This is a genomic window from Ornithinimicrobium kibberense, assembly GCF_006519705.1.
In the GTDB taxonomy this organism is placed as follows: Bacteria; Actinomycetota; Actinomycetes; order Actinomycetales; family Dermatophilaceae; genus Ornithinicoccus; species Ornithinicoccus kibberensis.
On record NZ_VFXM01000003.1, the window covers coordinates 175,509 to 200,667 of the forward strand.

Genomic DNA, 25,159 nt, shown 5'->3' on the forward strand with positions numbered 1-25,159 from the left:
CGTGGCGTCAGTCAACGCGGCGGACCCGCGGCGGACCACCGGGCGAGCGCCCCCTGGGGACCGGGACGGGACGGGCCCCGACGATGTGGAGGGCCGGTCGGGGCTACCGCCCGAAGGGGGGCTCCTTGGGCACCTCGAGGTCGGACTTGGCCAGCTCCTCGACGTTGACGTCCTTGAAGGTGATGACCCGGGCCTGCTTGACGAAACGGGCCGGGCGGTACACGTCCCACACCCAGGCGTCGGCCATCGTCACCTCGAACCAGGTCTCCCCGCCGCCGGTACGCACCTGCACGTCCACCTCGTTGGCCAGGTAGAACCGCCGCTCGGTCTCGACGACGTGCGAGAACAGCCCGACGACGTCGCGGTACTCGCGGTAGAGCGCCAGCTCCATGTCGGTCTCGTACTTCTCCAGGTCCTCCGCGCTCATCGCGCACTCCCTTCGTCCAGGTCCGAGCCGGCCAGCCGCCAGGTGCGGCGGTGCTGCGCGCACGGCCCCAGGAGCCGCAGCGCCTCCTGGTGGTCGCGGGCGGCGTAGCCCTTGTTGTGGTCCCACCCGTAGGCGGGGTGCTCCTCGGCCATCTGCACCATCATCGCGTCCCGCTCCACCTTGGCCAGGACCGACGCCGCGGCCACCGAGGAGCAGCGCAGGTCGGCCTTGACCATCGTGCGCACCGGCGGCGGCGCGGGCCGGTCGTCCAGCAGGCCGAGCAGCCCGTCCCGGCCGGGGTCGGTGAGCCAGTCGTGGCTGCCGTCCAGCAGGACGAGGTCGACACCGGTGAGCAGCTGGGCCAGCGCCCGCTCGCCGGCCAGCCGCAGCGCCGACATGATGCCCACGGCGTCGATCTCCTGGGCGGTGGCGTGGCCCACCCCCCAGGCCACGCACCACCGCCGGATGGCCGGGACCAGCCGTTCCCGGGCCGCCGGGGTCAGCAGCTTGGAGTCGCGCACCCCGGGAGGCGCGCTGCGGCAGTGCGGGTCGACGGCCACGACCCCGACCGTGACCGGCCCGGCCAGCGCCCCGCGTCCGACCTCGTCCATGCCCGCGAGCACGGCATACCCCTCCCGGTGCAGGGACCGCTCCACGCGCAGGCTCGGTCGTCCCGAGGTGCCGGCACCCCGGCGGGGTCGGGCCGTCGTGGACGTCATCGCCCCTCCGGCTCCGGGACGTCGGCGTAGGTGTCGGGGACGGTGAACCAGGTGGCGTGGTCGAAGGGGTAGAGCAGCACGAACGCCTGCCCGACCACGTGGTCCAGGGGGACCGCGCCCTCACCGGTACCGCCGTCGTGCGCCCGGGAGTCCCGGGAGTTGGAGCGGTGGTCGCCCATGAGCCAGACATGGTCCTCGGGAACGGTCACCTGGAACGGGGTGGTGCTGGGCACGTCCCCCGGGAAGAGGTAGTCCTCCTCGAGGGCCTGCCCGTTGACGGTGATCCGGTCCTGGTCGTCGCAGCAGACGACCTCGTCCCCCGGGGTCCCGACCACCCGCTTGATGAGGTGGTTGCCCTCGTCGGCGGGGGCGACCCCCACGAACCGCAGCACGTCGAGGACGGTCTCGACGACCGGTCCGCGCTCGGTCCGGGGCATCGGGCCCAGCCAGCCTCCCGGGTCCTCGAAGACGACGATGTCGCCCCGGTCCACGGCCAGGGGGCCCGCCTGGATCTTGCTCACCATGACCCGGTCCCCGACGGCGAGCGTGTCCTCCATGCTCCCGGAGGGGATGTAGAAGGCCTGGGCGATGAAGGTCTTGACCACGAAGGAGATGACCAGGGCCGTCACCGCGATGAGGACGACCTCGCGCACGCCGTGCCAGAACCCGCCGGTGCGGGAGGGCCCGGCCCCGGCGGCGTGCGGCTGCGCGTCGTGGCTGGTGCGGTCGCTCACCTGCGTGGTCCTCATCTCGTCGGCGGGGATCCTCCCCCGTGGCACCGGGGCGGCGGGGCCGGGACGACCCTAACCCGCCGGGCTGGGAGAGCGCCGATCCCCCGCCGGTCGGTGCCGGGCGGGGGATCGGGTATGCGGTGCGCGGGCGGGTCAGGCCTGCTCGTCGGCCTTCTGGGCCGTGGCGGCGGCCTTCGCGGCGCTCTTCGGCGCGGGGCCGGACTCGCGACGCTCGCGGATCTTGGCGGCCTTGCCGCGCAGGTCGCGCAGGTAGTAGAGCTTGGCGCGCCGGACGACGCCACGGCTGACGACCTCGATCTTCTCCACGTTCGGCGAGTGCAGCGGGAAGGTGCGCTCCACGCCGACGCCGAAGGAGACCTTGCGGACGGTGTAGGTCTCGCCCACCCCGGAACCGTGGCGGCGGATCACGACGCCCTTGAAGACCTGGATCCGGGAGCGGGTGCCCTCGATGACCCGGACGTGGACGTCGATGGTGTCGCCCGCCCGGAAGTCGGGCAGGTCGGTCCGCAGGCTGGCGGCGTTGACGTCGTCGAGCTGGTGCATGGTTCGTCTCCTGCTGCTCATGGCCGCCACAGGTCGGCCACGGCACTCTGGTCCGCCGGGCCCGGGGGCCGGCACGGACGGTGTCGGTGGGTGTCGCGCGGGCCGGGTCCCCCGCGCGGCTCCCCCTGTGGCAGGGGCGCGAGGCTTTCGGCGAACCGGACCGGGACGCAAGGGTCAAGTCTGCCAGACCCCGGCCGGGCGTCCAAGTCCGTCACCGTCGGCCTACGATCGGCGCGTGCCCGTGCTGACGCTCCTCACCGACCCCGCCCGCACCCGCCTCCCCCGCACCGCGGCGGAGGGGCTGCCGGTGGCGTGGGACCCCGGGGAGCCCCGGTGGCTGGCCACCGGGGTGGCGGTGCAGGTCCCGCTCGCGGGCCGCGTCGGGGACGACGAGCTCCGCGACCTGCGCGCGGCCTGGTCGGACCGGGGCGTGGACGCGGTGGTCCAGCCGCAGGTCGTGCGGCGTCGGGTGCTGCTCGCCGACATGGACTCCACGATCGTCCAGCAGGAGTGCGTCGACGAGCTGGCCGCGCACGCGGGGGTGGGGCAGGAGGTGGCCGCGATCACCGCGGCCGCGATGAACGGCGAGCTGGACTTCGCCCAGGCCCTGCGGGCCCGGGTCGCGCTGCTGGCGGGCCTGCCCACCTCGGTCGTGGAGACCGTCCTGACCGAACGGATCACGCTGACCCCCGGGGCCCGCGAGCTGGTCGCCACCATGCGCGCCCACGGGGCCCGTACGGCCCTGGTCTCGGGGGGCTTCGTCCCGTTCACCGCCGAGGTGGCGGCACGGGTGGGGTTCGACGAGCACCGCGCCAACGTGCTGCAGGAGCAGGACGGGGTCTTCACCGGCGAGGTGGAGGAGCCGATCCTCGGCGCGGAGGCCAAGGTCGCGGCGCTCCGGGAGATCACGGCCGGGCTCGGGCTGCGACCCCGGGACGCGATCGCCGTGGGCGACGGGGCCAACGACCTGGGGATGCTGGGGCTGGCCGGCACCGGGGTGGCGCTGCACGCCAAGCCGGTCGTGGCCGAGCAGTGCGACGTCCGGGTCGACCACGGGGACCTCACGGCGCTGCTGTACCTGCAGGGCTACTCCGAGGCGGAGATCGTCGGCCGCTGAGGCCCGTCGCCGGCGGCGCGGCGGTCCAGCATGTCCGGCCGGCGCTGCGCGGTGCGCTCGACCCGCCGCTCGTGGCGCCACCGGGCGATCTGCCCGTGGTGCCCGGAGAGCAGCACGGCCGGGACCTCACGCCCCCGCCACACGGGCGGCTTGGTGTAGACCGGGTACTCCAGGAGACCGTCCTCGTGGGACTCCTCGACGAGGGAGGCCTCGTTGCCCACGACCCCCGGGACCAGTCGGACGACCGCCTCGGTCATCGCCAGCGCGGCCACCTCGCCCCCGTTGAGCACGTAGTCGCCCAGGCTGAGGACCGACAGGGGGTAGCGCCCGGCGAACTCCTCGTAGACCCGTTCGTCGATGCCCTCGTAGCGGCCGCAGGCGAAGACGAGCCAGTCCTCCTCCGACGCCATCCGCCGGGCCTCGGCCTGGGTGAACGGCTCCCCGCCGGGACCGGGGACCACGATCCGGGGGGTCCGGCCGGGCACGGCGGAGCAGATCTCGTCCAGCGCCTCCCCCCAGGGCTCCGGCCGCATCACCATGCCCGCGCCACCGCCGTAAGGGGTGTCGTCGACCGTCCGGTGCCGGTCGTGCGTCCACGTCCGCAGGTCGTGGACGTGCACCTCGACCAGGCCGTCGCGCCGGGCGCGGCCGATGAGCGAGAGGTCCAGCGGCGCGAGGTAGTCGGGGAAGATCGTCACCACGTCGATCCGGAGGGTCACCTCCCCTCCCCCAGCTCGAGCAGGCCCGGCGGCGGGTCGACCACGACCCTCCCGGCCTCCTCGTCGATCTCCGGGACCAGCTCCTCGACGAAGGGCACGAGCACGCTGCCGCTCCCGGTGTCGACCTCGAGCAGGTCCTGGGCGGGCCGCAGGTGGAGGGCGGTCACGGTGCCGAGGGGGGTCCCGTCCGGCAGCACGACGGCCAGGCCGAGCAGCTCCTCCTCGCGCCAGGCCTCGTCGTCCCCGGCGTCCTCGTCGGGAACGAGCAGGCGGGTGCCCCGCAGCGCCTCGGCGGCGGTGCGGTCGGGGTGCCCCTCGAACCCGAGGAGGTAGATGCCCTGGTGGACCCGCACCGACCGCACCCGCAGCGGACCGGCCTCGACGGGGTCGGTGGCGAACTCGGCCCCCGGCACGAAGCGCCGTCCGGGCTCGTCGGTGTGCACCTGGACGGTGACCTCCCCGCGGAGGCCGTGCGGCCTCCCGACGCGTGCGGCGACGATCTCCGGCCGGTCCTGGACCATGGGCTACCTCCCTTGTGGGGGAACTGCAGGGTATGGGGTGGGGCCGGACGCAGCACGGCCCGCCGGGCGCGGGTGCGCCGGGCGGGCCGTGCTGGAGCGGGCGTGGGCTCAGCGCTGACGGTCGGTGTCGACGATGTCGACCCGGACCTTCTGACCGCCGGCCAGGGCGCCCACCACCGTGCGCAGCGCGCTGGCGGTGCGACCTCGGCGGCCGATGACGCGGCCGAGGTCGTCCGGGTGCACGCGGACCTCGAGGATGTCCCCCTGCCGGGCGCCGCGGGTCCGGACGGTCACGTCGCCGTCGTGGTCCACGATGCCCTTGACCAGGTGCTCCAGCGCCTCCTCGAGCACGGTCAGGCCTGCTCGGTCTGCTCGGCCGCCTCGTCGCCGGAGGTGGACGCCGCCGAGGAGTCGGTGTCCGCGGCGGGCGCGGTCTCCTCGGCCTTGGGCTCCTCGGCCTTCGCCTCGTCGGCCTTGGGCTCCTCGGCCTTGTCCTTCTTGCTGCGGCGCTTGGTGGCCGGGGCGTCGGCGTCGTCCTGGTCGGCGGCCGCGAGGGCCGCCTCGTACAGGGCCTTCTTGTCGGGCCGGGGCTCCTTGACCTTCAGGGTGCCCTCCGCGCCGGGCTCACCCTTGTACCGCTGCCAGTCACCGGTCACCCGGAGCAGGGCGGCGACCTGCTCGGTCGGCTGGGCGCCGACGCCGAGCCAGTACTGCACCCGCTCGGAGTCGATGTCGATGAGCGAGGGCTCCTCGGTGGGGTGGTACTTGCCGATCTCCTCGATCGCACGGCCGTCGCGCTTGGTGCGCGAGTCCATGACGACGACGCGGTAGTACGGTGCACGGATCTTGCCCATGCGCTTCAGGCGGATCTTGACAGCCACGTGTGGGGTGTCTCCTGTTCTGGGTTGTGGGCACGGCGAGACCGCAGGGGAATGACTGCGGGGAGTCGTGGCCCGGTGTGTAGGCGTCCGGTCCAGCCGGGGCGACCGGACGGGTACAGCGGTCCATTGTGCCAGACACCGACGTCTTCCCCAACCGCCCGGCGGGACCTCACTGCCGGGCGTGCTCGGCGACGAACCCGAGGACCTCGGTGTCGTCGACCCCCGGGAAGACGCCGGGAGGCATGACCGCCAGCAGGTGCGAGTGGGCCCGGGCGCTGGGCCACACCTTGCCCTGCCAGCGCCGGGCGAGCTCCGGCGGTGGCTGGGTGCAGCAGCGCGGGTCGGGACACCCCGACACCCGCCGCTGGGTGGTGTCCCGGCCACGCATCCAGCGCACCTGGTCGAAGGGCACGCCGACGGCAACGGAGAACCGGCCGGCAGGGGTCTGCTCCGCCACGGCCGTGCACCAGAACGTGCCGCGACCGGTGTCGGTGTACTGGTGGTACACCTCCCCCGTCGGCTGCTCGAAGACCACGCGGGCGGTCCAGGACCGGCACACCCGGGCACCCTCGATGGCGCCCGAGGCGTCCATCGGGAAGCGGATCCCGTCGTTCTCGTACGCCTTGTAGACCACCCCGTCGGCGCTGGTCCGCATGAAGTGCACCCGCAGGTCCAGGTGGCGGGTGGCCAGGTTGCAGAACCGGTGGGCCGCCGTCTCGAACGAGACCCCGTAGGCGTCCCGAAGGTCCTCGAGGGCGATGTCGCGGTCCTGCTTGGCCCGCTGCAGGAACGGCACCGCGCTGGAGCGCGGGAGCAGGACCGCGGCGGCGAAGTAGTTGATCTCCACCCGTTGGGCGAGGAACTCCGCGTAGTCGCGCGGGGGCTCGTGCCCCAGCACGGTGTGGCCCAGCGCCTGCAGCGCGGTCGCCCGGAGGTCGTGGCCGCCACGGACGGGGACGTAGATGCGCCGGTGCTCCAGGTCGGTCACGGTGCGGGTGGAGGACGGCAGGTCGGTGACCGGCTCGATGGTGAAGCCGACGTGCCGGGCGATGCGGTTGACCGCCTCCCGGGTGACGGGGCCGTGGGTGTGGTCGACCACCGCCGCCAGCTCGGCGGCCCGCTCCTCGATGAGGGGGAAGTAGTTGTCCGCCTCCCGCATGAGCCGACGCAGCTCGGCGTTCGCGGCCCGCGCGTACTCGGGCGTGGCCGTCCGGTGGTGCTGCAGGCCGACCACCGTCTCGTACATCCCCACCAGCGCCTCCAGGGCGTCGTCCGGCAGTCCCGGGCCGACCCGCACCTCGGGGATGCCCAGGCTCTCGAAGCCCGGCGAGCGCTGGGCCCGCTCCCACCGCACCTCGAGGGCCGCCCGCCTGCTGGGGGGCGCTCCGGCCAGCAGCTGGTCGGCCTCGACCCCGAGGGCCTGCGCCAGCGCCGTGAGGGTCGACACCCGGGCCTCGCGCCGACCGTTCTCGATCAGGGACAGGGCCGAGGCCGACAGCCCGGTGCGCCCGGCCAGCGCGGCGAGGGTCAGGCCGGCCTCCCGCCGGTGGTGGCGCAGGCGTCGGCCGAGGGCCACGGGATCCCCCGAGCCGGCCGTGGACCCGTCCGCGGTCCCCTCCAGCCGGGCGGACGGGGTGAACGGCAGCACCCGCTCGTGCACGGTAGTCATCTGTGCACGATAGCGAAAGAAGTGCGAAAGTTCACACCACCTCGGGGGTGCAGCGGGGCCAGTGGTGCGGCACAGTTGTCAACACGGACCGATCACCACGACAGACAGGGGTTCAACGATGACCACCACCACCCGGACGAACGACACCCGCCTCTCCCCGGCCGAGATGGCCGTCGAGCTCGAGCAGCAGTGGGCCTCCGACCCCCGGTGGGCCGACGTCCAGCGGCGCTACTCGGCCGAGGACGTGGTCCGGCTGCGCGGGTCGGTCGTGGAGGAGCACACCCTGGCCCGCCGTGGCGCCGAGCGTCTGTGGGAGGCCCTGGAGACCAAGCCGTTCACCCGGGCGCTCGGCGCGCTGACAGGCAACCAGGCGGTCCAGATGGTCAAGGGCGGCCTCGAGGCGATCTACCTCTCCGGCTGGCAGGTGGCCGCCGACGCCAACCTGGCCGGCGAGACCTACCCCGACCAGAGCCTGTACCCGGCCAACTCGGTGCCGGCCGTCGTGCGCCGGATCAACAACGCGCTCAAGCGGGCCGACCAGATCGCCTGGATGGACGGCGAGACCGACACCGACTACTTCGTGCCGATCGTGGCCGACGCCGAGGCCGGTTTCGGCGGCCCCCTCAACGTCTTCGAGCTGATGAAGTCGATGATCGCCGCCGGCGCCGCCGGCGTGCACTGGGAGGACCAGCTCGCCTCCGAGAAGAAGTGCGGTCACCTGGGCGGCAAGGTCCTCGTGCCGACCTCCCAGCACGTGCGCACCCTCAACTCGGCCCGCCTGGCCGCCGACGTCCTGGACGTGCCCAGCGTCGTCATCGCCCGCACCGACGCCCTCGCCGCCGACCTGCTGACCAGCGACGTGGACGAGGTCGACCAGCCGTTCATCACCGGGGAGCGCACCTCCGAGGGGTTCTACCGCGTGCGCAACGGCATCGAGCCGGTGCTGGCCCGGGCCAAGGCCTACGCCCCCTACGCCGACCTGATCTGGGTCGAGACCGGCACGCCCGACCTGGGCCTGGCGCGGGAGTTCGCCGAGGAGCTGCACAAGGAGTTCCCGAACCAGAAGCTGGCCTACAACTGCTCGCCCTCCTTCAACTGGAAGGCCGCCCTGTCCGACACCGAGATCGCCGAGTTCCAGGACAAGCTGGGCGAGCTGGGCTACGCCTTCCAGTTCATCACCCTGGCGGGCTTCCACTCGCTCAACCACGGGATGTTCCACCTGGCCCACGGCTATGCCCGGACCGGGATGAGCGCCTACGTGGAGCTGCAGGAGGCCGAGTTCGCCGACGCCGAGCGGGGCTACACCGCCGTGCGTCACCAGTCCGAGGTCGGCACCGGGTACTTTGACGCTGTGAGCACCGCGGTCAACCCGGAGTCCTCGACCACGGCGCTGTCGGGCTCCACCGAGACCGAGCAGTTCCAACACTGAGCGACCCCACCACGGTGCACCCGGTGGCCGACGGCGACCTCGTCGCCGGCCACCGGGTGCCGCCGTCCCGCGGGGCCACGCCGGACCGTCGTGACCTCGACGGGCCGGTGCCCACCGTCCCCGACCGCAGAACCGCCCCGGAGGCAAGGACAGCACGATGGACAGCTACCTCACCGACCTGCTGGACGACGACGGACTGACGGCGCTGGCCGCCGTGGAGCGCTCGACCCGGCCCGAGCGGCTGCGTCTGATGAGGACCCGCAAGGACCTCAGCCGGCGGGTGCAGGCCGGGGAGGACCTGGCGCTGGACGAGGCGACACGGGCCGTGCGGGAGGACTCCACCTGGCGGGTCTCCCCCCCTCCGCCCGACCTGACCTACCGCCTCGTCGAGCTGGCCACGCCCGCCACCGCCGAGGCCGCCAAGGGGGCCCTGGGTGCCGGTACCGACGTCTGGGTGGCCGACCTGGAGGACATGCTGGTCCCCACCCCGGCCCGGCTGACCGCCGCCCACCAGGTCATCGCCGAGGTGGCCGGCTCCCGCGCCGGCGACCCCGAGCCGAGGGTGCCGACCCTCATGGTCCGCCCGCGCGGCCTGCACCTGCCCGAGGCGCACCTGCTGGTGGACGACGAGCCGGTGAGCGCACCCGTCGCCGACGTGGTCACCTTCCTCGCCCGGTGCGGGCAGGGCCTGCTGGACAACGGCACCGGCCCCTACCTCTACCTGCCCAAGCTGGAGACGGGCGAGGAGGCCGCCTGGTGGGACGACCTGCTGACCCGCAGCGAGGAGGCCCTCGGGCTGCCCCCAGGGTGCACGCGGGTCAGCGTGCTGGTGGAGACCGTGCAGGCGGTCTACCAGCTCGAGGAGATCCTGCACGCGCTGCGCCACCGGGTCACCGGGCTGGCCGCCGGCCGGTGGGACTACGTCTTCTCCCACCTGCGCACCTACGGCCACCGCCCGGACCACACCCTGCCCGACCGGGACGCGTTCACGATGAACACCCGCTTCCTGCGGACCTACACCGAGGTCATCGTCCGCACCTGCCACCGGCGGGGCGTGCAGGCCATCGGCGGCCCCATCGCGCTGGCCGCCAGCGGTCCGTTCGACGAGTCGGTCGCGATGACCCACGCCCGGGTCCACCGGGACAAGGCCCGCGAGGCCAAGCAGGGCTTCGACGGCGCCTGGACCCTCCACCCGGCCCTCGTGCCGGTGGCCCGGGCGCCGTTCGAGGACAGGGACCGTCTGGCGGGCGCGGACGCGACCGGCCGGTGGCGGGCGCAGGGGGAGGACGAGCCCCAGGTGGTCGTGGACCCCGAGGCCCTGCGCGACGTCAGCGCCCTGCCCGGCACGGCCACGCTCACCGGCATGCGGACGGCGCTGCGCTCGTCGTTGACGTACCTGACCGGGTGGCTCGCGGGTGAGGGCACCGCCGTGATCGCCGGCCACATCGAGGACTTCGGCACCGTCGAGCTGGCCCGTATGCAGCTGTGGCAGTGGCTCGCCCACGAGACCCGGTTCGCCGAGGGACCGACGATGTCGACCCGTCTGCTGGACCGCGTGCTGGAGGACGAGGTCGCGCTGATCCGGCGGCGGGGGGCCCGGGAGGACCTGCTCCAGCACGCCGTGCGGCTCCTGCGGGACGCCGTCGTCGCCGAGGAGCCGCCGGCGTTCCTGTCCGTGCAGGCCTACGAGGTCCTGCTCACGGTCTCCCGGTCCGCCGGGTCGCTCGAGGGCGGGTCGGCCGCCTGAGGACGACCGGGGCGACCGGCGGCGTCGGGCCGGTCAGCCGCGTGCGCCGGAGTGCCGGTGGCTCACGCCCCGCAGGATGACCTTGTCCGGCGCGGCCATCGTGCGCACGTCCGCACGCGGGTCCTCGCGGTAGACGACCAGGTCGGCCGACTCGCCCTCCTCGATGCCCGGGCGCCCCAGCCAGGCGCGGGCGGACCAGGTGGCCGCCCCGATGGCCTCGAGGGCGGTCATCCCGGTCCGGGTCAGCGCCTCCACCTCCTGGGCCACCAGCCCGTGGGGCAGCTGCCCGCCGGCGTCGGTGCCCACGTAGACGGGAATGTCCGCCTCCCGGGCCTTGGCGACCGTCTCGAAGCGTCGCTCGTAGAGGTCCATCATGTGGTCGGCGTAGGTCGGGAACTTGCCCCGTCCCGCCTCGGCGAACGCCGGGAAGTTGTCGATGTTGACCAGGGTCGGGACGATCGCGATCTGCTGCCGGGCGAAGGTCTCGATCGTCTCGTCGGTCAGACCCGTCGCGTGCTCGATGCAGTCGGTCCCGGCCGCGGCGAAGTCGACGAGGGACTGCTCCCCGAAGCAGTGCGCCGTGACGCGTGCCCCCTCCTCGTGGGCGGCGGCGATCGCCTCCGTCAGGACGTCGACCGGCCAGCACACGCCGAGGTCGCCCGTCTCGCGGTCGATCCAGTCGCCGACCAACTTGACCCACCCGTCGCCGTTGCGGGCCTCCTGCCGCACGTACTCGACCAGGTCCTCGGGCTCGATCTCCCAGGCGAAGTTCCTCAGGTAGCGCCTGGTGCGCGCGATGTGCCGGCCCGCACGGATCAGGCGCGGCAGGTCCTCGCGCTCCTGGACCCACCGCGTGTCGGCCGGGCTGCCGGCGTCCCGCAGCAGCAGGGCCCCGGCGTCCCTCTCCGCGAGCGCGTGCTCCTCGGCGCGGGCATCGTCCACGGCGCCGTGCGCCTCGAGCCCGACGTGGCAGTGCGCGTCGACGAGCCCGGGGACGGCATACCCGTGCACCGTCTCCACGTCGCCGCCGGTGGGCGCGCTCAGGCTGAACCGCCCGTCGACCACCCAGACCTCGTCCAGCACCTCCTCGGGTCCGACCAGGACCTGGCCCTTGACGTGCAGCACCGGTGAACTCATCTGCGCCTCGCCTCCTCGCGGGTATGCCGTGCGGTCAGGCTATCGGTGCACCCGGCCCGGGTAGACTGGACCCTCGTGCCCGGACCCCACCAGCCCGCCCAGCCGCCGCCCTCCCGTGCCTCCCTGGAGGTCCCGCGGGTCGACCTGGGGGAGCTGATCCGCGACGCGGCGGAGGGTCGCTTCCCGGCGGCGGACGGCGGCTTCTCCCGGTCGGCGCCCTGGGTGCCGGGGGTCGAGGCCGCGGTCGCCCTCACCGGCCACGCGGTGATGGTGGTGGACGAGCACGTCACCGACGGTCAGCTGGCCGCCCTGGGCGTCCACGGGTTCGGCGGTGCGCACGACCCTCGCGTCGCCGTCGCCCTGGCCGGCGACGGGCCGATCAACGTGCTCGACGTGCTCCTGGTGGGCCGGGGCACGGGTCGGGGCGGTCCCCTGGTGCACCGGCCCGACCTCGCCGAGACCGACCGGGCCGTCCATGCGGGCGAGTGGCGCGACCAGGTGGACGTCTACGGACTTCCGGACCCCGCGAGCACGGCGCTGGCGACCCTGTCCCTGGGGATCGGCGGGCTGCCCGAGGTCGGCATCCAGGCGCAGGGCGGTGATGCCGACGTCCTCCTGGAGGGCATCCTCGGCCGGCTGCCCGCCGGGGAGGTCCTCGTGGCCTCCGTCACGCCGGGCAACGCCCGCTCGCTGCGGTTCTTCCTGCGGCACGGGTTCGTACCGCTGGGCAGCGAGCAGCTGTGGAAGCCGTCGCGCCTGCGGCCCGCGGTCTAGGCGGGGAGGACCCCCGCGGCCCGGGCGGCCCGTGCGTAGGCGGTGGCGAGGGTGTCCACCGTCTCGTGGGCGTTGAGCCCGCTGGGGTTGGGCACCACCCACAGCTGCGCCCCCTCGAGGTCCTCCGGCTGCCGGCCCACAACCGCCCGACGTTCGCCGAAGGCGGTCCGGTAGGCGGTGATGCCCGCGACCGCCACGACGACGGGCGGCGCGCGCCGGACGAGGGCACGGAGCCGGGCGCCGCCCTCCCTCAGCTCAGACGCCGTCAGCTCGTCGGCCCGGGCGGTGGCGCGGCGGACGAGGTTGGTGATCCCCAGCCCTCGACGGAGCAGGGTCTTGCGCTGGGCGTCGTCCAGGCCGGCGGCGGGGTCGACCGGCCCGGGCAGGATCCCCGCCCGGTGCAGCGCCGGGTAGAACCGGTTGCCGGGGTGGGCGAAGTGCGTCTGCGTGGCCGCGGTCCACAGCCCCGGGTTGATGCCCACGAAGAGCAGCCGGACACGGCCGTCGGGCGGCAGCAGGTCGGGGACCTCGGCGTCCCGGAAGCCCTCCAGCTCGGCGCGGGTGAACCGTCGGGTCATCCGACCGGCACCCCCACGCCTGCCCACGCGGCCCGCAGGGCCCGCGTCACCTCCTCGCCCTCGCCCGTGCCGCCGTAGCGCCGCCGGGCCGCGGCGAGGGTCGCGTCCGCGAACCGGACGAAGTCGACGTCGCGCGGCACGAGGCCACGCGTCGTCATGGTGTCGTACCAGACCTGCCCCGCCCGTTCCCAGACGTGTCCACCCAGGGCGGTGGCGAACAGGTGGAACGCCTTGTTGGGGATCCCCGAGTTGATGTGCACGCCCCCGTTGTCGTTGTCGGCGTCGTGCGGCAGCACGACGTAGTCGTCCATGTGCGCCGGCTGCGGGTCGCGGCCCAGGACCGGGTCGTCGTAGGCGCTGCCCGGTGCGGCCATCGACCGCAGCGCCACCCCCTGGACCCGGTCGGTGAACAGCTCGGCGCCGATGAGCCAGTCCGCCTCGTCCACCGTCTGACCCCGCACCCACTGCCGGACCAGCGAGCCCCACACGTCGGAGGCGGACTCGTTGAGCGCGCCCGGCTGGCCCACGTAGGTCAGACCGGCGGTGTACTGCGTGAGCCCGTGGGCCAGCTCGTGGGCGACGACGTCGACGCTGCGGGTGAACCGGTCGAAGTAGACCCCGTCGCCGTCGCCGAAGACCATCTGCCGACCGTCCCAGAAGGCGTTGTCGTAGTCGCGCGCGTAGTGCACGGTGGCCACGAGCGGCAGGCCGCGGCCGTCCAGGGAGTCCCGGTCGTAGACGTCGGCGAGGAGCTGCCAGGTCGCGCCCAGGCCGTCGTAGGCCTCGTCCACCGAGACGTCCCCGGAGGGGTCCTCACCCTCGGACCGCACGAGCGTCCCGGGCAGGGACGTGCCGTGCCCCGCGTCGTGCACGGACCGTCGGGGCGTCGCCGCCGCGGGCACCCCGGCGGGAACGGCGTCGGTGGCCGGCGCGGTGGGCGCAGCCCGTTGCTGCAGCGGGCTGGTGATGATGCCCTGACTGGCCGGGGGGTGCCCCCCGGGCCACCGGGTGGCCAGGACCTCGCGCCGGTGGCGGACCTGCGTGCTGTCCCGCAGGGTGAACTCCACGGCCGGTCGCATCCCGGGCTCGGCCGCCAGGAGCCGTTGCAGCACGTGGGGCGGGATGATCGAGCAGCGCGGGAACGACATACCAGCACCCTGGCACGGCGCACCGACACCCCGCCGGTGGGACGGAGCGCTCAGCCGTTCGCGAGGAGCTCGCGGACCCTGGGCGCGACCTGGGTGCCGTAGAGCTCGATGGAGCGCATCAGCTGCCCGTGCGGCATCGGTCCGTTGGCGTACTTGAGGTCGAACCTCGACAGGCCCAGGGACCGGACGGTCGCGGCGATCTTGCGGGCGACCGTCTCCGGGGAACCGACGTAGAGCGCGCCCTGCGCGATCTCCGCGCGGTAGTCCTGCGGGGTCAGCGGGCCCCACCCGCGCTCGGCCCCGATGCGGTCACGGTTGGCCTTGAAGTGCGGGTAGAGCTGCGTCGCGGCCAGCTCGTCGGTCTCGGCGACGTGGCCGGGCGAGTGCACCGCGACCGGCAGGACGGGGCCTCCGCCGTCGGCGAGGAGGCGTCGGTAGAGGTCGGCGAAGGGAGCGAACCGCTCGGCGGGTCCGCCGATGACCGCCAGCATGAGCGGGAGCCGGTAGGAGGCGGCCCGGACGACGCTCTGCGGCGAGCCGCCCACCGCGATCCAGGTGGCCAGCCGGCCGGACCCGGTGCGGGGCCAGACCTCCTGCTGCACCAGGGGCGGGCGGGTCGTGCCCTCCCAGCTCACCGGCCGCTCCTCGAGGAGGCGGCTGAACAGGTCGAGCTTCTCGCTGAACAGCGTCTCGTAGTCCCGCAGGTCGTACCCGAACAGCGGGAACGACTCGGTGAACGAGCCCCGCCCCAGGACGACCTCGGCGCGCCCGCCGGACAGGGCGTCGATCGTGGAGAACCGTTCGAAGACCCGGATCGGGTCGTCGGAGCTGAGCACGGTCACCGCCGAGCCGAGGCGGATCCGCGTGGTCCTGGTCGCCAGGCCGGCCAGCACCACGTCCGGGGCGCTCACCGCGAAGTCCGGCCGGTGGTGCTCGCCCACCCCGAGGGCGTCGACCCCGACCTCGTCGGCCAGCACCCCCTGCTCGACGACGTGGCGCAGCACCTGCGCCGCCGTCTCGGGCGTGCCGTCCTCGCGCACGCTGACGTCGCCGAAGGTGTCCAGCCCCAGCTCCACGGTCATCCCGGGTCCTCCTCCATCGTTGGTTGAACCGTCAACGATATGAGGAGTCGGACTGTTCCCCGGCTACTTCTTGCCCCCGTCCAGGAACTTCTCGAAGCCGGGAGGAAGCTTGAGCCCCGCGAGGTCGCCGGCGGAGGGGTCGGCCTGCCCCTCGCCCTGGCCCGGTGCGCCGGCGCCGAAGGCGTTCTCGAACGACGCCGTCCGGGCCTCCTGCGCCTTCCGGGCCGCCTCCTGCTCCTGCTGGGCCCGCTTGGCCGGGTTGCCGGACTTGCCCTTCTTCTTCGGGGCCGGCTTGCCTCGCTTGCCCCCACCGGGTCCGCCCGCTCCCGGCATGCCGGGCATCCCGGGGATGCCGCCGCCCTTCTTGAGCTGACGCATCATCTTCTGCGCCTCGCCGAAGCGCTCCAGCAGCTGGTTGACCTCCGAGACCGAGGTGCCCGAACCGCGGGCGATCCGGGCCCGGCGGGAGCCGTTGATCTGCTTGGGGTGGTTGCGCTCGAACGGGGTCATCGACCGCACCATCGCCTCGACCCGGTCGAACTCGCGCTCGTCGAGGGAGTCGAGCTGGGCCCGCATGCCCTGCATGCCCGGCATCATGCCGAGCATCTGCTTGAGCGAGCCCATGCGCTTGATGGCGGCCATCTGGTCCAGGAAGTCGTCGAACGTGAAGTCCTCGTCGGAGAGGAACTTGCGCGTCATCTCCTTGGCCTGGACCTGGTCGAAGGCGCGCTCGGCCTGCTCGATGAGGGTGAGCACGTCCCCCATGTCGAGGATGCGCGAGGCCATCCGGTCGGGGTGGAACAGCTCGATGTCCTTGACGCCCTCACCGGTGGAGGCGAACAGGATCGGCTGCCCGGTCACGGTCGCGACCGACAGGGCCGCGCCACCCCGGGCGTCGCCGTCGAGCTTGGTCAGCACGGACCCGGTGATGCCGACGCCGTCGGAGAAGGCCTTGGCCGTCTCGACCGCGGCCTGGCCGATCATCGCGTCGATGACGAACAGCACCTCGTGGGCGTTGGTCTCGATCCGGATGTCGCTGGCCTGACGCATGAGGTCGACGTCGATGGACAGACGCCCCGCGGTGTCGATGATGACGACGTCGTTGCCCTTGCGCCGGGCCTCCTCGACGCCGTCCACCGCCACGTCGACGGGGTCCCCGAAGGAGCGGGTCCCCTCCCCGCTCGCCAGCGCGGCGTCGTGGCCGTGGACGTTGCCCCGCTCCGGGGCGAACACCGGGACCCCGGCCCGCTGCCCGACGACCTCGAGCTGGGTGACGGCGTTGGGGCGCTGCAGGTCGGCGGCCACGAGCATGGGCGTGTGCCCCTGGTCGGCCAGCCACCGGCCGAGCTTCCCGGCGAAGGTCGTCTTGCCCGAGCCCTGCAGCCCGGCCAGCATGATCACCGTCGGGGGGTTCTTGGCCAGCCGCAGCCGGCGGGTCTGCCCGCCGAGGATCCCGGCCAGCTCCTCGTTGACGATCTTGACGACCTGCTGGGCCGGGTTGAGCGCCTGGTGCACCTCCGTCCCGAGGGCCCGCTCACGGATCCGCCCCGTGAACTGCTTGACCACCGGCAGCGCGACGTCGGCGTCCAGCAGCGCGATCCGGATGTCCCGGATCGTCGCGTTGAGGTCGGACTCGGTGACGGTGCCCTTGCGCTTGAGGTTCTTGAAGGTCAGCGTCAGTCGGTCGGAGAGGGAGTTGAACACCCCGCAAGGATACGTGCGGCCGGACCGGCCCCGGGGACCACCGCCCGACGGGACGGCTGAGGCGGGCCCCCGGCCCGCGCCATACTGGGGGCGTGGTCCACCTGCCCTCCGCGCTCGAACCAGCCCGCCGCCGGCTGGCGAGGGCCCTGCGCGACCGGGTCGCCGGGCCGGACGCCGAGCGACGTGCGCAGGCGATCTGGCTGGCGCCGGGACCCCGTCGCTTCGCGCCCGACGACCCGATCTGCCGGGTCCAGGGCCACGCCGCGATGTATGTCGGCGGGATCCGGGCGCTGCTGCTGCAGTCGCTGCATCCGCTGGCCATGGCCGGCGTCGGGGAGCACTCCGGCTACCGCGGCGACCCGTGGGGGCGGCTGCAGCGCACGAGCGAGTTCCTCGCGGCGACGACCTTCGGCCCCGTGGAGCTGGCCGACCGCGTGGTCGAGCGGATCAACCGCGTGCACACCACCGTCGCCGGGACGGCCCCGGACGGGCGGCCGTACGCGGCCACGGACCCGCACCTGCTGCGGTGGGTGCACGTCGCCGAGATCGACAGCTTCCTCGTCGCCCACCAGCGTTACGCGCGTCGCCCGCTGACCCCCGCGGAGGCCGACCGCTACGTCGCCCAGGCCGGGAGCGTCGCCGCCCGCCTGGGCGTGGTCGACCCGCCGACGACGACGGCGCAGCTGCGGGCCGAGCTCGACCGTTTCCGCCCCGAGCTGCAGACCACGGCGGGGGCGCGCGACGTGGCGCGCTTCCTGCTGGCCGAGCCACCGCTGCCGTGGCCGGCGCGTCCAGGCTTCTGGATGCTGGCCGCCGGGGCGGTGGAGCTGCTGCCGCCGTACGCCCGCGGGATGCTCGACCTGCACCTGCCCGGGCCGCTGCGCCGGGCGGACGACCTGGTGCTGGGACTCGTCGCCGCGCCCCTGGGCCGGCTGGGCACGGCCGCGGTCCGGTGGGCGCTCGGGGACCCGACCGACCCCCGCAACCAGGCGGGCAGCTCGCAGGTCCCGGCCGGCTCGCGGTCCTGAGGGGTCTCAGCCGACGATCACCTCGGTCGGCCTCCGCCACCGGCTCCGGTCCTCGCTGCGCTGCGGGTCCTCGCCGGTGCGTCAGCCGACGATGGCGCTGACGAAGGCCTCCGGGTCGAAGGGTGCCAGGTCGTCCGGTCCCTCGCCGAGGCCGATGAGCTTGACGGGGACGCCGAGCTTGCGCTGGACGTTGACGACGATGCCGCCCTTGGCGGTGCCGTCCATCTTGGTCAGCACGATGCCGGTGATGGCCACCTCCCGGGCGAACTCCTCGGCCTGGCGCATGCCGTTCTGCCCGGTCGTGGCGTCCAGGACGAGCAGGACCTCGCCCACGGGGGCCAGCTTCTCGACCACCCGCTTGATCTTGCCGAGCTCGTCCATCAGCCCACGCTTGGTGTGCAGGCGGCCGGCCGTGTCGACGATGACGACGTCGGACTCCATCTCGATGCCGGCCTTCGTCGCCTCGTAGGCCACCGAGGCGGGGTCGGCACCCTCCTGGTCGGAGCGGACCGCCGGGACGCCGACCCGCTCGCCCCAGGTCTGCAGCTGGTCGGCGGCGGCGGCCCGGAACGTGTCGGCCGCCCCCAGGAGCACGTCCTTGTCCTCGGCCACCAGGACGCGCGCGAGCTTGCCGACGGTGGTGGTCTTGCCCGTGCCGTTGACCCCGACGACGAGGATCACGGCCGGAAGGCCGTCCGTGCGGCTGGCGGCGATCCGCCGGTCCATGCTCGGGTCGACGAGGGCCAGGAGGTCGTCGTGCAGCCACTGCTTGACCTGGACGGGGTCCGAGGTCCCGTCCACCGCCACCTGACGGCGCAGCGAGGCCACCAGCTCCTCGGTGGCCTCCACGCCCAGGTCGGAGGCCAGCAGGGTGTCCTCGACCTCCTCCCAGTCCTCCTCGCCGAGCCCTCCGCGGGACAGCAGGGCGAGCAGGGCGTTGCCGATGGCCGTGTTGGACCTCGCCAGCCGGGCCCGCAGCCGCTGCAGGCGGCCCCGGGCCGACTCGGGCCGTTCGAGGGTCGGCGCGGCGGGGCCCGCCCCGGGCTCCACCGCGACACCGCCACCGCGGTCCTCCACCTCGGTGCCGGCGGGCGGCTCCTCGGTGAGGACGTCCCCCTCGGTGCGCCGCTCGCCCGCACGCCCCGGCGTGCGGGGCAGGGTCGTGGACCTTCCCCCGCGGCCACGGACCAGCGCCACCAGCGCGACGAGCGCGCCGATGACGACGACGCTGACGAGGGTCAGGATCTCCCAGAGCTCATTGATCGGTCCCACCCGGCCAGTCTCCCAGACGCCGGGCCGCCGACCGAACGGCACCGACGGGCGGCGCCGAGGTCCCGACCGTCAGCTGGCGGGACGCAGGCGGTCGTCGTCCTCGCGGTCCGACCCGTCCGACGACCCGCGGGCCGGGGCCTGACGGGCGGTGCGGACCTCGCGCTCGCCGACCCGGGACCGGAGGGCCTGGGTCCGCTGCGAGGCGGACCCGGCGAGCTGCTCGCTGCGGGTGACCACCTTCTGGCCGGTGCGCCGCGCACCGGCGAGCAGCTCCTCGCCCTCGGGCGTCCAGAACTCGCCCCGGCCCTCCCGACGGGCCTCGAGCATGACGTAGCCGACGACCCCGGCGCCGAGGGCGACGCACATGAGCATGGCGAGGACGAGAGCGAACATGTCTCCCAGTGTGCCGTGCACGGGGCGGGACGACCCAACCGGCGGCGCGCGTGTCCGCACGCAGGGTGCCGATCGTGACCGGTCTCACAACCGGCGGCCCGCGGTCCCCGGAGACGGCCGTGCTGCGTCGGGGGCGACCCGTTCAGGCCGGGGCGTCGACGTGCTCCGGACCGGTGGCACCGGCGGGGGCGACGTCCCGCACGCGCTGGCTGACGACCGTCGTGACGCCGTCCCCGCGCATGGACACCCCGTAGAGCGCGTCGGCCACCTCCATGGTGCGCTTCTGGTGGGTGATGACGATGAGCTGGCTGGAGTCGCGCAGCTCCTCGAAGAGGGTGATCAGCCGTCCGAGGTTGGTGTCGTCCAGGGCGGCCTCGACCTCGTCCATGATGTAGAACGGGCTGGGCCGGGCCTTGAAGATCGCGACGAGCAGGGCCACTGCGGTCAGGGATCGCTCCCCGCCGGAGAGCAGGGAGAGCCGCTTGATCTTCTTGCCGGGCGGACGCGCCTCCACCTCGATGCCGGTGGTCAGCATGTCGTCGGGGTCGGTGAGCGTGATCCTGCCCTCGCCGCCGGGGAAGAGCCGGGCGAAGACCCGCTCGAACTGGGCGGCGGTGTCCCGGAAGGCCTCGGAGAAGACCCGTTCCACCCGCTCGTCCACCTCCTTGACGATCTCGAGCAGGTCGGCCTTGGAGCGGCGCAGGTCCTCGACCTGCTCGGTGAGGAACTGGTGGCGCTCCTCCAGCGCGGCGAACTCCTCCAGTGCCAGGGGGTTGACCCGCCCCAGGGCGGAGAGCTGACGCTCGGCCCGCCGCAGGCGCTTCTCCTGCTCGGCCCGCACGAACGGGACCGTGCGGGGGCCGGCGTCCTCGTCCGTGTCCTGCCCGCTCCCCCCGTCCGCGACGGCGTCGTCCAGCACCGGCACGGGCAGGTGGGGGCCGAACTCGTCGACGAGGACGGCCGGGTCCACGCCCAGCTCGTCCATGGCCCGTGCCTGCAGCGTCTCGATCCGCAGCCGCTGCTCGGCCCGGGCGATCTCGTCGGCGTGCACCGAGTCGGTCAGCTCACGCAGGTCCCCGACCAGCTGGTGCGCCCTGGCCCTGGCCTGCGCCAGGGACCGCTCCCGGTCGGCCTGCTCCGTCCGCATCCGGTCGCGCTCCTCGGCGGCCCCGGCGAGCAGGTGCTCCACCCGACCCGAGAGGTATGCCGCTCCCGCGGCGACGGCGTCGGCGGTCGCCCGGTCCTGGGCCCGGCGGCGGCGACGGGCGGCGGCCCGCTCGCGTGCGGCCAGCTCGTTGCGGGCGGCCGCCTCCAGGGCGTCCGCGCGGCCGCTGAGGGCCCGGGCCCGCTCCTCCTGCGTGCGCAGCGCCAGTCGCGCCTCGGTCTCGGCGCTGCGGGCCCGGGCGGCCGCCTCGGCCAGCCGCTCACGCTCCCCCGTGTCGGGCTCCTCGGGCTGCCCCTCGGTGGTGGCCTCCGCGTCGGCCAGTCGCTGCTCCAGCTCGGCCAACTCGGCCCGGGTGGTCGCCAGGGCCTCCTCCGCCGTCCGCACGGCGGCGGTGTGCCGGTCGTGCTCGACCCGGGCCGCCCGGACGACCTGCCCCAGGTGGGCCAGCTGCTCGGCGACGGCGGTCATCCGCGCGTCCGAGTCGTGGAGGGCGTCGAGGGCGGCCTCGGCCTCCGCCTCGGCGGCCGAGAGCCGGTCCCGGGCGCCCGCGAGCTCGAAGGTCAGCCGTTCCGCCCGGCCGGTCGCCGCGCCGGCCCCCGCCCGGGCCTCGTCCAGGGCGGACTGCAGCTCCAGCAGGCTCGGGGCCGCGCTGGAGCCGCCTCGCACCCACCCGGGGCCGTAGACGTCCCCCTCCGGGGTGACCGCGGTCGTCGGGGGCAGCTCCTCGACGAGCCGCAGCGCGGCGTCCGCGTCGTCGACCAGGGCGACCCGGTCGAGGAGGGCGGCCAGGGCCGGCAGGAGCCCCACGGAGTCCCCTGCCGGGCCGATGACGTCGACCGCCCACACGGCGTCGGCGGGCAGCGTGGGCCGCCCGGCCGGGGGGACCTGCCCCTGGCCGGGCACGAGCAGGCCTGCCCGCCCCTGGTCCTGGGCGCGCAGCCACGCCAGGGCCTCCGCGGCGGTGGTGTGCCCGTCGGCGACGAGGGCCTCCCCCGCCCAGCCGAGGGCGGCCGCGATCGCGGCCTCGCGTCCCGGCTGCACCTGGACGTGATCGGTCAGCGGCCCCAGCAGCCCGGTGACCTCGTCGGTGGCCAGCAGGGCGGAGGCTCCGTCGGTCCGGCGCAGGCTGAGCGCGAGGGCCTCGACCCGGGCCTCCAGCGCGGCCTGCTCGGACTGGGCCTGCCGCAGCTCCTCGGCCAGGCGGTCCACCTGGGCACGCGCCTCGTCACGTCCCCGCTCCGCCGTCTCGAACGCCTGGTCGAGGTCCTCCTCCCCCCGTTCCACGTCGAGCACGGTGCCCTCGAGGGCGGCATACTCCTGCTCGGCCGCCGACGCGCGCTCGACCGCGGCGGCGGCCGCGGCGGTGAGCCGGGCGATCTCCTCCTCACCTCCTTCGAGCCGGGAGCGGCGCGCGGCCACCTGGCCGGAGAGCCGGGCCAGCCCCTCCCGCCGGTCCGCGGCGGCCCGGGCCAGCCGCGCCAGGCGGTCCTGCTCCCGGGCGTGGGCCTGCTCGGCCTCCGCCCGGGCCTGCTCGGCGGCGGCGAGCGCCTCGGTCAGCTCCGCGACCCGGGCCAGCAGCGCGTCCTCCTCGACCCGCACCTGCCGGGCCTGGTCCCGCAGCTGCTCGGGGTCGCGGCCCCGCCCGGAGCCGGTCTCCTCGCCCCGCAGGTCCTCCTCCTCGGCGCCGAGCAGGCGGACCCGTTCCCGGGCGAGCTCGGCCAGCGCCCGCACCCGTTCGAGCAGGGAGGAGAGGGTGTACCACCGGTCCTGCACCTGCTGCAGCACCGGCGCCGCCGTCGCGACGGTCTCCTCCAGGCCGGCGACCTCGCGCTCGGCGTCACCCACCTGCTGCTGCACGGCCTCCCGGCGGCGCAGCAGGGCCTCCTCGTCGGCCAGCTCCTGCTCCAGGGCGCTCGTCAGCTGGACGAGGTCGTCGGCCAGCAGCCGCAGCCGGGAGTCCCGGACCTCCGCCTGGATCGTGGCGGCCCGCCGCGCCGTCTCGGCCTGCCGTCCCAGCGGTCCCAGCTGGCGCCTGATCTCGGCGACGAGGTCGGCCAGCCGGGTCAGGTTGCCCTCCATCGTCTCCAGCTTGCGCAGGGCGCGCTCCTTGCGCTTGCGGTGCTTGAGGACCCCGGCCGCCTCCTCGATGAAGCCACGCCGCTCCTCGGGCGTGGCCCGCAGCACGGCGTCGAGCTGGCCCTGGCCCACGATGACGTGCATCTCGCGGCCGATCCCGGAGTCGGAGAGCAGCTCCTGGACGTCGAGGAGCCGGCAGCCGGTGCCGTTGATGGCGTACTCCGAGCCCCCGCTGCGGAACATCGTCCGGGTGATCGTCACCTCGGAGTAGTCGATCGGCAGCGCACCGTCGGTGTTGTCGATCGTCATCGACACCTCGGCCCGTCCCAGCGGCGGACGGCCCGAGGTGCCCGCGAAGATGACGTCCTCCATCTTGCCGCCGCGCAGGCTCTTGGCCCCCTGCTCCCCCATCACCCAGGCGAGCGCGTCGACGACGTTGGACTTGCCCGAGCCGTTCGGGCCCACGATGCAGGTGATCCCCGGCTCGAGGCGCAACGTGGTCGTCGAGGCGAACGACTTGAACCCCTTGAGGGTCAGGCTCTTGACGTACACGCGGGCAGGCTTCTCACGGTCGACGGGCGGTGGTGCCGTCACGATACCCGCGTGCCGGTCGCGGGCCCGGCAGGCTCAGCGTTCGGAGAAGCCGGTGAGCCCGTCCCGAGGGGTGTGCCACTGCACGGTGACCGTGTCGACCCGGCCGGGGCGGCTGCGCACCGAGACCTTCTCGGAGAGCAGCTCCAGGAGGCGGTCGACGTCGTCCCGCTCCCCCTGCGCCTGCACCTCCACCCGACCGTCGGGCAGGTTGCGGGCGTGCCCGACGAGCCCCAGCTCGAGGGCCCGGGCCCGGGTCCACCAGCGGAACCCCACCCCCTGGACGCGGCCGCGGACGTAGACCAGTGCACGCTCCATGGCTCCGAGACTACGGTGGGACCCGTGAGCGAGCCGAGCAGCACCGCATACCCCCCGATCACCGACCGTCCCGTCCGCTGGGGCCTGCTGGCCGCAGGACGCATCGCCCGGGCGTTCGCCCAGGCCGTGGCGGCCGCAGAGGGGGGCGAGGTCGTCGCCGTGGCCGCCCGCGACGCGGGCCGTGCCCAGGCGTTCGCCGACGACCTGGGCGTGCCGCGCGCCTACGGCGACTACGCCGAGCTGCTCGCGGACCCGGAGGTGGACGTGGTCTACATCTCCTCCACCCACCCCTTCCACGCCGACCAGGCCGTGGCCGCCCTGCGGGCCGGTCGGCACGTGGTCGTGGAGAAGCCGACCGCGCTCACGGTGAGGGACACCGAGCGGGTCTTCGAGGCGGCCCGCCAGAGCGGACGGTTCGCGATGGAGGCCATGTGGACCCGGTGCATGCCCCTGGTCCAGGACCTCGTGGGCCGGGTGCGCGACGGGCAGATCGGCACGGCCCGCAGCCTCGCCGCCGCCTTCACCGTGCCGTTCGAGTACGACGAGGGCCACCGGGTCTTCGACCTGGACAACGGCGGTGGCGCCCTGCTCGACATCGGGATCTACCCGGTCACCCTGGCCCACCTGCTCCTGGGTCACCCCACGGACGTGCAGGTGCTGGGCTCGCGCGTGCCCACCGGTGCCGACGACCTCGTGGGGCTGCAGTGGATGACGCGGGAGGGGGCGGTGGCCCAGGTGCTGTGCGACTCCCGCAGCAGCGGCGCCAGCCGGACCGTCGTGCGCGGGACCGAGGGGTGGATCGAGGTGCACGGGCCGGTGAACGACCCGGAGGGTTTCACCGTCTACCGCGGCCGGGAGCCCGAGGGCGAGCTGGTGACCGGCGACCGGCGAGGGCTGGTCCACGAGGTGGAGGAGGTGCACCGCTGCCTCGCGGCGGGGCTGCTGGAGTCCCCCGTCGTGCCGCACGCGGACACGGTGGCGGTCATGACCATCCTGGAGTCGGCCCGGCGCGAGCTCGGGGTGCGCTACCCGCAGGAGGACGAACCGCTGCACACCTGAGCGTGGGGCAGACTGGGCCGATGACCGAGCTCCTCCTCTTCTCGGTCGGCGCCGTCCTGGCGCTGGCCCTGCTGGGCCATCTGGCCACCCCGCCGGTGGACCGGCTCCCCCCGCGCCGCTGGACGCCCGTCTACCTCCTCGACCGCGTCGGTGCCGGGCTGGGGCTGTTCCTGGGGGCCGGCCGGGAGCGGGCGGACCGGCTGGGACGGGCCGTGGACGAGCAGTCGCGCCGTCGGCGGCCGCCCCGGGACGGAGGCACGGACGGGGGCACGGACGCGTCGCAGGACGGTGGACCCACACCCTGAGGCGG

The 25,159-nt window shown here is 74.3% G+C and carries 24 protein-coding genes and 1 pseudogene; 7 read left to right on the plus strand and 18 right to left on the minus strand.

From position 1 onward, the window contains the following. Positions 1–103: 103 nt before the first annotated feature. The 4 genes from FJR00_RS03645 to rplS all read right to left on the minus strand — a co-directional run bounded on the left by FJR00_RS03645 (position 104) and on the right by rplS (position 2,441). Complete coding sequence (locus tag FJR00_RS03645) at positions 104–427, minus strand: DUF2469 domain-containing protein (RefSeq protein WP_075958419.1); 324 nt, start codon at positions 425–427, stop codon at positions 104–106. Then, complete coding sequence (locus FJR00_RS03650) at positions 424–1,146, minus strand: ribonuclease HII (RefSeq protein ID WP_141337501.1); 723 nt, start codon at positions 1,144–1,146, stop codon at positions 424–426. Before FJR00_RS03650 ends, FJR00_RS03645 begins: the two co-directional genes overlap by 4 nt. Beyond that, positions 1,143–1,880 carry a signal peptidase I gene (gene lepB / locus FJR00_RS03655; RefSeq protein WP_238330282.1) on the minus strand — a complete coding sequence of 246 codons (738 nt, stop codon included), beginning with the start codon at positions 1,878–1,880 and terminating at the stop codon, positions 1,143–1,145. The genes FJR00_RS03650 and lepB overlap by 4 nt, the downstream gene beginning before the upstream one ends. 150 nt (positions 1,881–2,030) lie before the next feature. Next, complete coding sequence (rplS, locus tag FJR00_RS03660; RefSeq protein WP_075958421.1) at positions 2,031–2,441, minus strand: 50S ribosomal protein L19; 411 nt, start codon at positions 2,439–2,441, stop codon at positions 2,031–2,033. Between the two features lie 235 nt (positions 2,442–2,676). On the opposite strand from rplS, the gene serB reads away from it, so the two are divergent. Beyond that, on the plus strand, positions 2,677–3,558 hold the full coding sequence (serB, locus tag FJR00_RS03665; protein ID WP_141337503.1) for a phosphoserine phosphatase SerB: 882 nt from the start codon (positions 2,677–2,679) through the stop codon (positions 3,556–3,558). Between the two features lie 8 nt (positions 3,559–3,566). On the opposite strand, the pseudogene trmD reads toward serB, so the two are convergent. The 5 genes and pseudogenes from trmD to FJR00_RS03690 form a co-directional block, all read right to left on the minus strand. Then, a pseudogene (gene trmD / locus FJR00_RS03670) lies at positions 3,567–4,277 on the minus strand (tRNA (guanosine(37)-N1)-methyltransferase TrmD); the annotation flags it as partial. Then, entirely contained in the window at positions 4,274–4,798 is a 525-nt protein-coding gene (rimM, locus tag FJR00_RS03675) for a ribosome maturation factor RimM (protein WP_075958423.1), read from the minus strand. The gene rimM and the pseudogene trmD, both read right to left, overlap by 4 nt. 108 nt (positions 4,799–4,906) lie before the next feature. Next, positions 4,907–5,149, minus strand: coding sequence for an RNA-binding protein (locus FJR00_RS03680; RefSeq protein ID WP_075958424.1), 243 nt, complete (start codon positions 5,147–5,149; stop codon positions 4,907–4,909). A gap of 2 nt (positions 5,150–5,151) precedes the next feature. Then, positions 5,152–5,679 carry a 30S ribosomal protein S16 gene (gene rpsP, locus FJR00_RS03685; RefSeq protein WP_075958425.1) on the minus strand — a complete coding sequence of 176 codons (528 nt, stop codon included), beginning with the start codon at positions 5,677–5,679 and terminating at the stop codon, positions 5,152–5,154. Between the two features lie 169 nt (positions 5,680–5,848). Continuing rightward, complete coding sequence (locus FJR00_RS03690; protein ID WP_141337505.1) at positions 5,849–7,348, minus strand: helix-turn-helix domain-containing protein; 1,500 nt, start codon at positions 7,346–7,348, stop codon at positions 5,849–5,851. 166 nt (positions 7,349–7,514) lie between these two features. On the opposite strand from FJR00_RS03690, the gene aceA reads away from it, so the two are divergent. Together aceA and FJR00_RS03700 are read left to right on the plus strand one after the other, a co-directional pair. Then, the gene (aceA, locus tag FJR00_RS03695; RefSeq protein ID WP_377465521.1) at positions 7,515–8,777 is read left to right on the plus strand and encodes an isocitrate lyase; all 1,263 of its coding nucleotides are present in this window, start codon (positions 7,515–7,517) and stop codon (positions 8,775–8,777) included. 157 nt (positions 8,778–8,934) lie between these two features. Further along, positions 8,935–10,524: an aldolase/citrate lyase family protein gene (locus FJR00_RS03700; RefSeq protein ID WP_141337506.1), complete on the plus strand. Its 1,590-nt coding sequence runs from the start codon at positions 8,935–8,937 to the stop codon at positions 10,522–10,524. A gap of 33 nt (positions 10,525–10,557) precedes the next feature. Here FJR00_RS03700 and FJR00_RS03705 read toward each other — a convergent pair whose 3' ends face one another. Further along, positions 10,558–11,661 (minus strand): amidohydrolase family protein, encoded by a 1,104-nt coding sequence (locus tag FJR00_RS03705; protein ID WP_141337507.1) that lies wholly within the window; start codon positions 11,659–11,661, stop codon positions 10,558–10,560. A gap of 75 nt (positions 11,662–11,736) precedes the next feature. Between FJR00_RS03705 and FJR00_RS03710 the strand changes: the two genes are divergently transcribed. Further along, on the plus strand, positions 11,737–12,435 hold the full coding sequence (locus tag FJR00_RS03710) for a GNAT family N-acetyltransferase (protein WP_202876581.1): 699 nt from the start codon (positions 11,737–11,739) through the stop codon (positions 12,433–12,435). Here the strand turns inward: FJR00_RS03710 and FJR00_RS03715 are convergent. From FJR00_RS03715 to ffh, 4 genes are all read right to left on the minus strand, one after another. Next, on the minus strand, positions 12,432–13,013 hold the full coding sequence (locus tag FJR00_RS03715; RefSeq protein WP_141337508.1) for a mismatch-specific DNA-glycosylase: 582 nt from the start codon (positions 13,011–13,013) through the stop codon (positions 12,432–12,434). The genes FJR00_RS03710 and FJR00_RS03715 overlap by 4 nt on opposite strands. Continuing rightward, complete coding sequence (locus tag FJR00_RS03720; RefSeq protein ID WP_141337509.1) at positions 13,010–14,161, minus strand: M4 family metallopeptidase; 1,152 nt, start codon at positions 14,159–14,161, stop codon at positions 13,010–13,012. The genes FJR00_RS03715 and FJR00_RS03720 overlap by 4 nt, the downstream gene beginning before the upstream one ends. A gap of 50 nt (positions 14,162–14,211) precedes the next feature. Further along, positions 14,212–15,243 (minus strand): LLM class flavin-dependent oxidoreductase, encoded by a 1,032-nt coding sequence (locus FJR00_RS03725; RefSeq protein WP_141337510.1) that lies wholly within the window; start codon positions 15,241–15,243, stop codon positions 14,212–14,214. A 63-nt stretch (positions 15,244–15,306) separates the two neighbouring features. Beyond that, positions 15,307–16,947 (minus strand): signal recognition particle protein, encoded by a 1,641-nt coding sequence (gene ffh / locus FJR00_RS03730; protein ID WP_141337511.1) that lies wholly within the window; start codon positions 16,945–16,947, stop codon positions 15,307–15,309. 92 nt (positions 16,948–17,039) lie between these two features. Here ffh and FJR00_RS03735 point away from each other — a divergent pair, with 92 nt between their 5' ends. After that, positions 17,040–17,975, plus strand: a complete 936-nt coding sequence (locus FJR00_RS03735; RefSeq protein WP_238330283.1) for an oxygenase MpaB family protein — start codon at positions 17,040–17,042, stop codon at positions 17,973–17,975. Positions 17,976–18,056: 81 nt separating this feature from the next. On the opposite strand, the gene ftsY is transcribed toward FJR00_RS03735, so the two are convergent. From ftsY to FJR00_RS03755, 4 genes are all read right to left on the minus strand, one after another. Continuing rightward, positions 18,057–19,247, minus strand: coding sequence for a signal recognition particle-docking protein FtsY (ftsY, locus tag FJR00_RS03740; protein ID WP_075958479.1), 1,191 nt, complete (start codon positions 19,245–19,247; stop codon positions 18,057–18,059). A gap of 69 nt (positions 19,248–19,316) precedes the next feature. Then, positions 19,317–19,640 (minus strand): hypothetical protein, encoded by a 324-nt coding sequence (locus FJR00_RS03745; protein ID WP_075958431.1) that lies wholly within the window; start codon positions 19,638–19,640, stop codon positions 19,317–19,319. A 142-nt stretch (positions 19,641–19,782) separates the two neighbouring features. Further along, positions 19,783–23,433 (minus strand): chromosome segregation protein SMC, encoded by a 3,651-nt coding sequence (gene smc / locus FJR00_RS03750; protein ID WP_141337512.1) that lies wholly within the window; start codon positions 23,431–23,433, stop codon positions 19,783–19,785. 75 nt (positions 23,434–23,508) lie between these two features. Next, on the minus strand, positions 23,509–23,790 hold the full coding sequence (locus FJR00_RS03755; RefSeq protein WP_075958433.1) for an acylphosphatase: 282 nt from the start codon (positions 23,788–23,790) through the stop codon (positions 23,509–23,511). 24 nt (positions 23,791–23,814) lie between these two features. Between FJR00_RS03755 and FJR00_RS03760 the strand changes: the two genes are divergently transcribed. Next, the gene (locus FJR00_RS03760) at positions 23,815–24,849 is read left to right on the plus strand and encodes a Gfo/Idh/MocA family protein (RefSeq protein WP_158068669.1); all 1,035 of its coding nucleotides are present in this window, start codon (positions 23,815–23,817) and stop codon (positions 24,847–24,849) included. Between the two features lie 20 nt (positions 24,850–24,869). Then, positions 24,870–25,154 carry a hypothetical protein gene (locus FJR00_RS03765; protein ID WP_141337514.1) on the plus strand — a complete coding sequence of 95 codons (285 nt, stop codon included), beginning with the start codon at positions 24,870–24,872 and terminating at the stop codon, positions 25,152–25,154. Positions 25,155–25,159 lie beyond the last annotated feature (5 nt).

Coding starts and splice junctions, on each gene's coding strand:
- FJR00_RS03645 (WP_075958419.1), bottom strand. CDS start 427: ATGAGCGCGGAGGACCTGGAGAAGTACGAGACCGACATGGAGCTGGCG.
- FJR00_RS03650 (WP_141337501.1), bottom strand. CDS start 1,146: ATGACGTCCACGACGGCCCGACCCCGCCGGGGTGCCGGCACCTCGGGA.
- rplS (WP_075958421.1), bottom strand. CDS start 2,441: ATGCACCAGCTCGACGACGTCAACGCCGCCAGCCTGCGGACCGACCTG.
- rimM (WP_075958423.1), bottom strand. CDS start 4,798: ATGGTCCAGGACCGGCCGGAGATCGTCGCCGCACGCGTCGGGAGGCCG.
- FJR00_RS03690 (WP_141337505.1), bottom strand. CDS start 7,348: ATGACTACCGTGCACGAGCGGGTGCTGCCGTTCACCCCGTCCGCCCGG.
- aceA (WP_377465521.1), top strand. CDS start 7,515: ATGGCCGTCGAGCTCGAGCAGCAGTGGGCCTCCGACCCCCGGTGGGCC.
- FJR00_RS03700 (WP_141337506.1), top strand. CDS start 8,935: ATGGACAGCTACCTCACCGACCTGCTGGACGACGACGGACTGACGGCG.
- FJR00_RS03705 (WP_141337507.1), bottom strand. CDS start 11,661: ATGAGTTCACCGGTGCTGCACGTCAAGGGCCAGGTCCTGGTCGGACCC.
- FJR00_RS03715 (WP_141337508.1), bottom strand. CDS start 13,013: ATGACCCGACGGTTCACCCGCGCCGAGCTGGAGGGCTTCCGGGACGCC.
- FJR00_RS03720 (WP_141337509.1), bottom strand. CDS start 14,161: ATGTCGTTCCCGCGCTGCTCGATCATCCCGCCCCACGTGCTGCAACGG.
- FJR00_RS03725 (WP_141337510.1), bottom strand. CDS start 15,243: ATGACCGTGGAGCTGGGGCTGGACACCTTCGGCGACGTCAGCGTGCGC.
- FJR00_RS03745 (WP_075958431.1), bottom strand. CDS start 19,640: ATGTTCGCTCTCGTCCTCGCCATGCTCATGTGCGTCGCCCTCGGCGCC.
- FJR00_RS03755 (WP_075958433.1), bottom strand. CDS start 23,790: ATGGAGCGTGCACTGGTCTACGTCCGCGGCCGCGTCCAGGGGGTGGGG.
- FJR00_RS03765 (WP_141337514.1), top strand. CDS start 24,870: ATGACCGAGCTCCTCCTCTTCTCGGTCGGCGCCGTCCTGGCGCTGGCC.